This is a genomic window from Xenorhabdus sp. KK7.4 (assembly GCF_963876465.1).
GTDB lineage: Bacteria > Pseudomonadota > Gammaproteobacteria > Enterobacterales > Enterobacteriaceae > Xenorhabdus > Xenorhabdus stockiae.
In genome coordinates, this window is the sequence record NZ_CAWNQF010000065.1 from 106,552 (window position 1) to 113,057 (window position 6,506).

The following is a 6,506-nucleotide window of genomic DNA, read 5'->3' on the forward strand; positions in this document are numbered from 1 at the left end:
AATTCGTTGGGAATAAACAAATACGCGTATTAAAGATTATCTGCCCTGAATGTGGTGCTAAAGCCGCCATCAGCAAAACCAATCGGAAGCACCCTGAAATTGCCGATCTTTACTGTGCGTGTTCTGATATTGAATGCGGTCATCGCTTTGTCATGAATCTGACCTTTTCGCATACACTCAGTCCCAGTGCTAAAACTGGCGATAAGCTATTGCAGACAATTATTAACAACCTCAATCCACAGCAACGTCAGGAGGCATTAGCGCTATTGAAAGTGGGTAATACTAAGGATTTGCTGAACGAGAATTTACAAACTCTCATTTTTACGACTGCTTATCAGATTTTTGTAGGTGGAATATATTGATATTATGGAAATTATTTTAAATATTCCACTTGCGCTTGATCTACTGAAGATGGTTTTTTATCGGATTTAATTTCATTTTAAAATTATTTTTACTTGTAATCTTTCGAAGATATACTATTTTTATAGTACGAACTAAATGTCATCATATGTCTACCCGTTAATTTTATTAAATACTCGGTTTTTTATTTTTTTACAAAATAAAAAATTAATAAGCGTCGGGTGATTAATTGTTACTGTTTTTATGTGTGGTTCTGAGAGGTTGTTGATTTTATTTTCTCAATTTATAAGTTCGGAGTGTATTATGAAGAAAACATTATCTACTGAATCAAGATATTCTATTATTTCTGAAAGTGTACCCAAGGTTATCGATTCATTAACTGAATCTACAAAAAATATTTTAAGTAGTAAAATGGCAGGTGATACATTTATAGATGAATCTAAAATAAAAGATAACTTATATAAGGCTCATTTAACCATAAAAGGGTACCTTTATTATGAAATTACTTTGGAGATTTATGGCGGGAAAACTTTTTATGGAAAAGGGGGAGGGTTTGGAAGTCCGGGAATAGGTGATTACGATGGTGGACTTGATGTCTATTCCGGTGATATTAGTAATCTTTATGAGAATGGAAAAATATTTTCTGCATTGATAACACCTGTCAGTGCAGCTGTGGGTTTGCTAGATACATCTCTAAATGCTCTTGCAATGTTGGATTCTTTAGGGATAGGTACGATATCTACCTCAATCATGGGTGGAGGTTATTGGGAATAAAATATAATTGTAATAAAATTTTTTATTCTATTATTTTTTTGTTTGTTGAATGCTTTATCATTTTAATAGATTGTATAGTTAGTATGTTTCAACGAGCAGAAAATGTAACTATCATTTATAATGAATGTTGGATAAATAAAAATATCATCTTAATTTCGGCATCATTCGGTTATTGAGTCATATCCGAATTTACCCGAACTAAACTATTCGCAGCACTTCAATAAATTCGTAATAATGCCTGTGTTCAAACGGAAGAGAGTATGTGTACAAACACATCGGCAAGGGATTGCCACCTGTTTACGAATAGAAGCGGCTTTACTACCTATTGTTTTTTACCCGTAAAGAATGAAAGGATTGGAACTGATAGCAGTATGTATGAAATGAATAAATTACAGCAATTAACGACATTTTTACGGGAAAATTTGCCAGAACTCACAGGTAAAACGGAATTTACCAGTGAAATGGGAGAAATCCGCTTTATTCAGGCTCAACGGGATTTGGGGTTGGGGCAATACCAGATGTTTATCAAGCCCGGTGAACAATTGCAGCAGCAGCGGGCGGAAGTCTCGCAGCGAGTGACACAGGAAGGAAGCTGGATACGCCAGACTGACCAGACCATTAACGAGTCGTCCATGCACCGCGAAATCAAAGCCGACACGGAAACCCGCACCGTGATCACCCGTGATACCACGATACAGGCCACGGATAAAACGCTGGTGTTAGGCACATCCACCTTACTGGCTGGCGCAGTGCAACAGGTGGCGGAGGGGGATTACAGTCTGGCGACATCCAGTAATTACCTCGCCAGTGTCGGGAAAAATGCCAGCATCGACGTGGGCCAAACACTGATAGAGAAAATCGGCCTGCTGAAACAGAGCATTGCAGGCGTCAAACAGAAAATCGTCGCGCCGGTGGTCTAGGTAGGCAGCCCGCAAATTAACGTGATGACGCTGATGTTAGACACACTGGATGTGGTCAAGGAACTGGCCGAGCTGACCGCTGCCCATACCCATCACAATACCGGCACACCCCAGAACGCCAGCGTCATCAGAGGCACCGCCCATAAATCCGATGGACTGAAACATAAGTATTCGCCCGTGATTGGCTGAATTCTTAGCATGTTAAAAAACCTCGTCTTGGCGAGGTTTTTCTTAATGATGCTATATCAGCGATCCTCTTTGGTATGCCATAAGCGAAGTATGTAAATAATATCCCTTTGAAGCTCATAGCGAATTTCATACTGCCCAACCAGAATTCGTCTCACTTCACGTGGCTCAAACTGAAATAGTTGCTCACCAATATGCGGATTAGTTATCAAGATAGTGGGTGCTTTAGTCAGAGAGCGCACAGCCCGTACCGCCGCTTGTTTATTCTCTAAAGCTAAAAATTCATATAAGCGAGATACATCAGAAAGCGCTTTGCTAGTCCATTTAAGTTCCATTAACGAGGTACCGGAAGCGGCTGGTCTGTATCAAGGCTATCGGCCCAAGCCAACACAGCATGGTGATCAATCACATTGCCTGCATCTACATCAGACATAGCCTCCAATGTTAAACGGTCTCGCTCTTCTTCTTGGGCTATCCAAGCTGCAAGGGCCTGTTTCATTATCCAACCCCTTGAACGTTCCAACCTCTCAGCTACTTGATCAACCTTGTCTGCCAATGGAAGTGGGACATGTGCTGTCAATACTCTAGTTTCAATTTGTTTCATCTTTAACCGCCAATAATTAGGATTTTATTTAAAATAAATCATAATGATTAACTTTAAATCAACTTGATTGGGTGTCAAGTTTTTAACTGATTTTGTGTCAGGATGCTTTATTTAAAAATATTAACTCTAAACCTTTCATTAAACGCCACCAGACGCACACAGCACCGTTCACCCCTCAATTTACTCCTTGCTACAGTTCATTTGGATCTGCGTTCCTGCGTCGCGTTTATGCCGCACAATCCCCACGAAATAAACGTAAACCTGACGTAAAACGCACTACACCGCACCCGCCTGCAAGTTTTGGATCAAAAAATTTTTTCAGTTTTCAAATCCTACAAAGGGAGTCGCCGGAGCACGCCCGTGCTGGCGCTGTGGAAAAAATCCCAAACTGAAAAGATTTTCAGGGGATTTCAGTTTTTGGATCAAAAGCGGATCGCGGAAAAAATATCAATGCATTGATATTAAAGGTAAAATTCTATTTTGCGTGGGAGGTTAGATCACGGTGGCAAGCTAGCGAACATTTTAGAATAGAGTAGCCATGCGGTTTTGTGCTGATAAGGAAACTGAAATCAATTGAATCGGTAAAGATATTTTCCGTGGCAGAATTTTTTTTCCGGTTTGGTGTGTTTGGTTGAAAAACAATCTTGCTTTATATGTCAGCGAACGTAGCGCAGGGGCACTAAATTTTTCTCAGGGGACAAAAAAGGGACACCGACTAATAGACATAAAAAAACCACTCGTTTTGAGTGGTCTATCTTGCTGATTTTACAGCTTAAATTTGGTGGCCCCTGCTGGACTTGAACCAGCGACCAAGCGATTATGAGACTGAGTAAGTGGTTTTATTTATTTATACTTGTTATTGATTTTCAATTAATTACAAATTTCGTAACTACTGTATAAATACACATAAATAACCTAAAATACTTGCCTACGGTATCCTATAAGTATCCTAGCGTCTGCAAGCGATTCACAGGATACCCTAATCGTTTGGTAACAATAGAAAAGTTGATTCTTACTTTTTTAATATAGAGGGACAGATGTGGAAACTTTCAAATTCACGAAAGCTAAACTAGAAAGCCTGCCACCCGCAGAACGTGGGCAAGTTGAGTATAGTGATACAGTGGTAAACGGGTTACGTATTCGTATCGGTACGACTGGAGTTAAAAGTTTCTGTATTTCCAGAAAGAGAAAAGGAAAGTTTATCCGTGCCACATTAGGGCGATTTCCTGATCTATCTATTGATAACGCTAGGGCAAAGGCGCTTGAAGTTCTTGGTGAAGTAGCCACTACAGGCCAGAACCCCAATGTTGTTAAGCGTATCAATGAAAAAGCAGTAGTAACATTATCCGAGGCTTTAGACACCTATATTTCTAACAGAGGGCATAGATTAAAACTCACTACTGCCAATCAATATCGTTCCATATTAAAGAACTTTTCCGGTGATTGGCTGCAACAACCGCTAGCATCAATAAGCAGGGAACGTGTCGAACTCAGGCATAAAGCAATCACTGAGGGTACTGTTTGGTTTGGTGCTGACAAAGCAACGTTACGTGCGGGTGTTGGAACTGGCAGTAACGCACAGGCCGATTTATGGGCTAGGTCGTTAAGAGCCGTTTATCGTTTTGCCCATGACCATTATCGAGATGAAGAAGAAAGGGTTTTACTCCCTGATCCGCCTACCGCCGTTTTGAGCACAAAATGTAAATGGCATGGCACGGTAAGAAAAACTGATCGTATCCGAACACATGAACTTGCACGCTGGTTAAGCGCTGTGGCCACTGTTCGGGATAAAGCCGAAAATGGAAGAGATGATGTTGCAGTCGCTGCATGTGATGCGGTAGAAATGGCTATGTTTACCGGATTACGTAAATCGGAGATATTCAACCTTACGTGGGATCGTGTGAATATGGGAGGGTGTTATTTCTGGATAGAAACAACCAAAAATGGCGATCCGCTTGAACTTCCTATTACTGATACCTTAAGGAACTTGTTTCGGCGGCGTTTGATAATGAAACAGGGAGAACAGGATTTTGTTTTTCCCGGTCTGAGAGGTGTTATCAAAGAGTGTCGCCATGTCATTGATCGTATTAGCGCAGCTACCGTCCCTGAACCTAATTTAGATATGCTCCAACCAATACCATTCAAATGGCATGATGCCCGCCGTACATTCGGTACAGTCGCTGAATTGGTAGGGGTGGGTAACTATATTTTGAAGCGCTTAATGAATCACAGAACATTACGTAGTGCTGATGTTACTCAGGGGTATTTACATTTTGGTGCTGATGAATTGCAGGAGCCAGCTAAAAGAATAGAGCAGGCGATATTGGAACATGCTGGCATGATAGAGAATAAAAAGGCATTAGATCAAAAGATTATTTCTATTCTGTCTGGAATGAGTGATGAGGATAAAAGAAGGATTCTTTTTCAATTATCAGAATAGGAAAATGCAAAAAATGGATTATGGAGAAAAGAAAGCTAATACAACTTGAAAAAGACCTAAAATAATAAATTAATAACGTGATGTTATCTGCTTGTTTGATTGAGTTCGAATAAATTGAATTTAATATTTGTCTGATTACATCACTATATACCTCCACTGAGGTAGAAATTTCCGTCTTTCTGTATAAAACCTTATACAAGGCAGTTTACTATTTTTAATAGCTATTTATAAATAATCTATCACTACTGATAATTAATAATATATGGTGCTAAAAATGAGAATACATCCTTCAGCAACAACCTTAGAAAAATTCACCAGAGCAGAAGCCGCAATTTATCTTGGTGTCACCGCACAAACGCTGGCTAATTGGGCGTATACAGGAAAAGAAAAAATTCCATATCATAAGGTAGGTCGTAAAGTTATTTATTTAAAATCAGATCTTGATGGTTATTTTGTTTCAACTCGCCGTGTTCAGACAGCCTAATAAAAAAATAAAAGGTGACATTGAAAAAGTCACCTTCGAAATAATTAATTTTTAGGATAAAAGACCTATGAACCGAATTAATAAAATTTATTCAGCTCAGCCTTTGGGTTTAATTCCTAATCGTTCTAGTTCTTGGCGCCCTAATGTTTTTAACCAATTACCTAAGGTCACTCCTGCGTCAGACGCGGCATCTTCAAATTGTGCTTTTAACTCTGGTGTCAGCCTGACGTTAAACATAGGGGAACGCCCAGCACCTTTAGGGCTTTTATCTCTTTTGGGTGTTGACATGTATAGACCTATTACACTAGTATCGAAATCAATAGGTCTATACCTTAACATGATTTAGACGTTAAATAAAACGCCCCCGAATGGTATTACCAGTACCAAACGAGGGCTAACCACCAACGATATCAACACTATCGAGGTAGCTATGTATCAATATACCTTTCTAACCAGAAAGGGCAAAGTCTGTTTGCCTAAAATCTTCCCTATGTGCTTGACCTCCGTTCAGGGGGCATACCATGAGTAATAACTCTATCTCACTAAAACAGGCGTTATATCGTGCAGGTTTGGGTATTTCACTTTTCACGTTCATTACCAAAAAGGCCAAAGGTGAATGCGAAATCAATTTAAATAATCTGATTGCATTGGCACACGGCATTCATCAGGAGGTTTATCGCGACCTATCGAAACATGCCCCACAGAATCCAGTGAATAAATTAGTTAATTGCATTGTAT

General features: G+C 39.6%; 8 protein-coding genes and 2 pseudogenes. 6 read left to right on the forward strand and 4 right to left on the reverse strand.

Annotated features, from left to right (window positions below):
- Window positions 1-20: 20 nt before the first annotated feature.
- From AACS90_RS07515 to AACS90_RS07525, 3 genes and pseudogenes are all read left to right on the forward strand, one after another.
- Window positions 21-272: pseudogene (locus AACS90_RS07515) on the forward strand (ogr/Delta-like zinc finger family protein); the annotation flags it as partial.
- A gap of 391 nt (window positions 273-663) precedes the next feature.
- Window positions 664-1,134 carry a VapA/VapB family virulence-associated protein gene (locus AACS90_RS07520; protein ID WP_193757217.1) on the forward strand — a complete coding sequence of 157 codons (471 nt, stop codon included), beginning with the start codon at window positions 664-666 and terminating at the stop codon, window positions 1,132-1,134.
- A gap of 380 nt (window positions 1,135-1,514) precedes the next feature.
- A complete protein-coding gene (locus AACS90_RS07525; RefSeq protein ID WP_099122364.1) occupies window positions 1,515-2,054 on the forward strand; it encodes a hypothetical protein in 540 nt (179 codons plus the stop codon).
- A gap of 36 nt (window positions 2,055-2,090) precedes the next feature.
- Here the strand turns inward: AACS90_RS07525 and AACS90_RS07530 are convergent, their stop codons facing one another.
- From AACS90_RS07530 to AACS90_RS07540, 3 genes are all read right to left on the reverse strand, one after another.
- Window positions 2,091-2,219: a hypothetical protein gene (locus tag AACS90_RS07530; protein WP_256376540.1), complete on the reverse strand. Its 129-nt coding sequence runs from the start codon at window positions 2,217-2,219 to the stop codon at window positions 2,091-2,093.
- Window positions 2,220-2,299: 80 nt separating this feature from the next.
- Entirely contained in the window at window positions 2,300-2,575 is a 276-nt protein-coding gene (locus tag AACS90_RS07535; RefSeq protein WP_099122353.1) for a type II toxin-antitoxin system RelE/ParE family toxin, read from the reverse strand.
- The gene (locus AACS90_RS07540; RefSeq protein ID WP_099122354.1) at window positions 2,575-2,844 is read right to left on the reverse strand and encodes a CopG family ribbon-helix-helix protein; all 270 of its coding nucleotides are present in this window, start codon (window positions 2,842-2,844) and stop codon (window positions 2,575-2,577) included. Before AACS90_RS07540 ends, AACS90_RS07535 begins: the two co-directional genes overlap by 1 nt.
- A gap of 1,039 nt (window positions 2,845-3,883) precedes the next feature.
- Here AACS90_RS07540 and AACS90_RS07545 point away from each other — a divergent pair.
- Window positions 3,884-5,284, forward strand: a complete 1,401-nt coding sequence (locus AACS90_RS07545) for an integrase family protein (RefSeq protein WP_099122355.1) — start codon at window positions 3,884-3,886, stop codon at window positions 5,282-5,284.
- A gap of 274 nt (window positions 5,285-5,558) precedes the next feature.
- On the forward strand, window positions 5,559-5,768 hold the full coding sequence (locus tag AACS90_RS07550) for a helix-turn-helix domain-containing protein (RefSeq protein ID WP_241538262.1): 210 nt from the start codon (window positions 5,559-5,561) through the stop codon (window positions 5,766-5,768).
- A 96-nt stretch (window positions 5,769-5,864) separates the two neighbouring features.
- On the opposite strand, the gene AACS90_RS07555 is transcribed toward AACS90_RS07550, so the two are convergent.
- A complete protein-coding gene (locus AACS90_RS07555; protein WP_099122357.1) occupies window positions 5,865-6,056 on the reverse strand; it encodes a hypothetical protein in 192 nt (63 codons plus the stop codon).
- Between the two features lie 233 nt (window positions 6,057-6,289).
- Between AACS90_RS07555 and AACS90_RS07560 the strand changes: the two are divergent.
- Window positions 6,290-6,506 (forward strand): annotated as a pseudogene (locus tag AACS90_RS07560) (hypothetical protein); the annotation flags it as partial.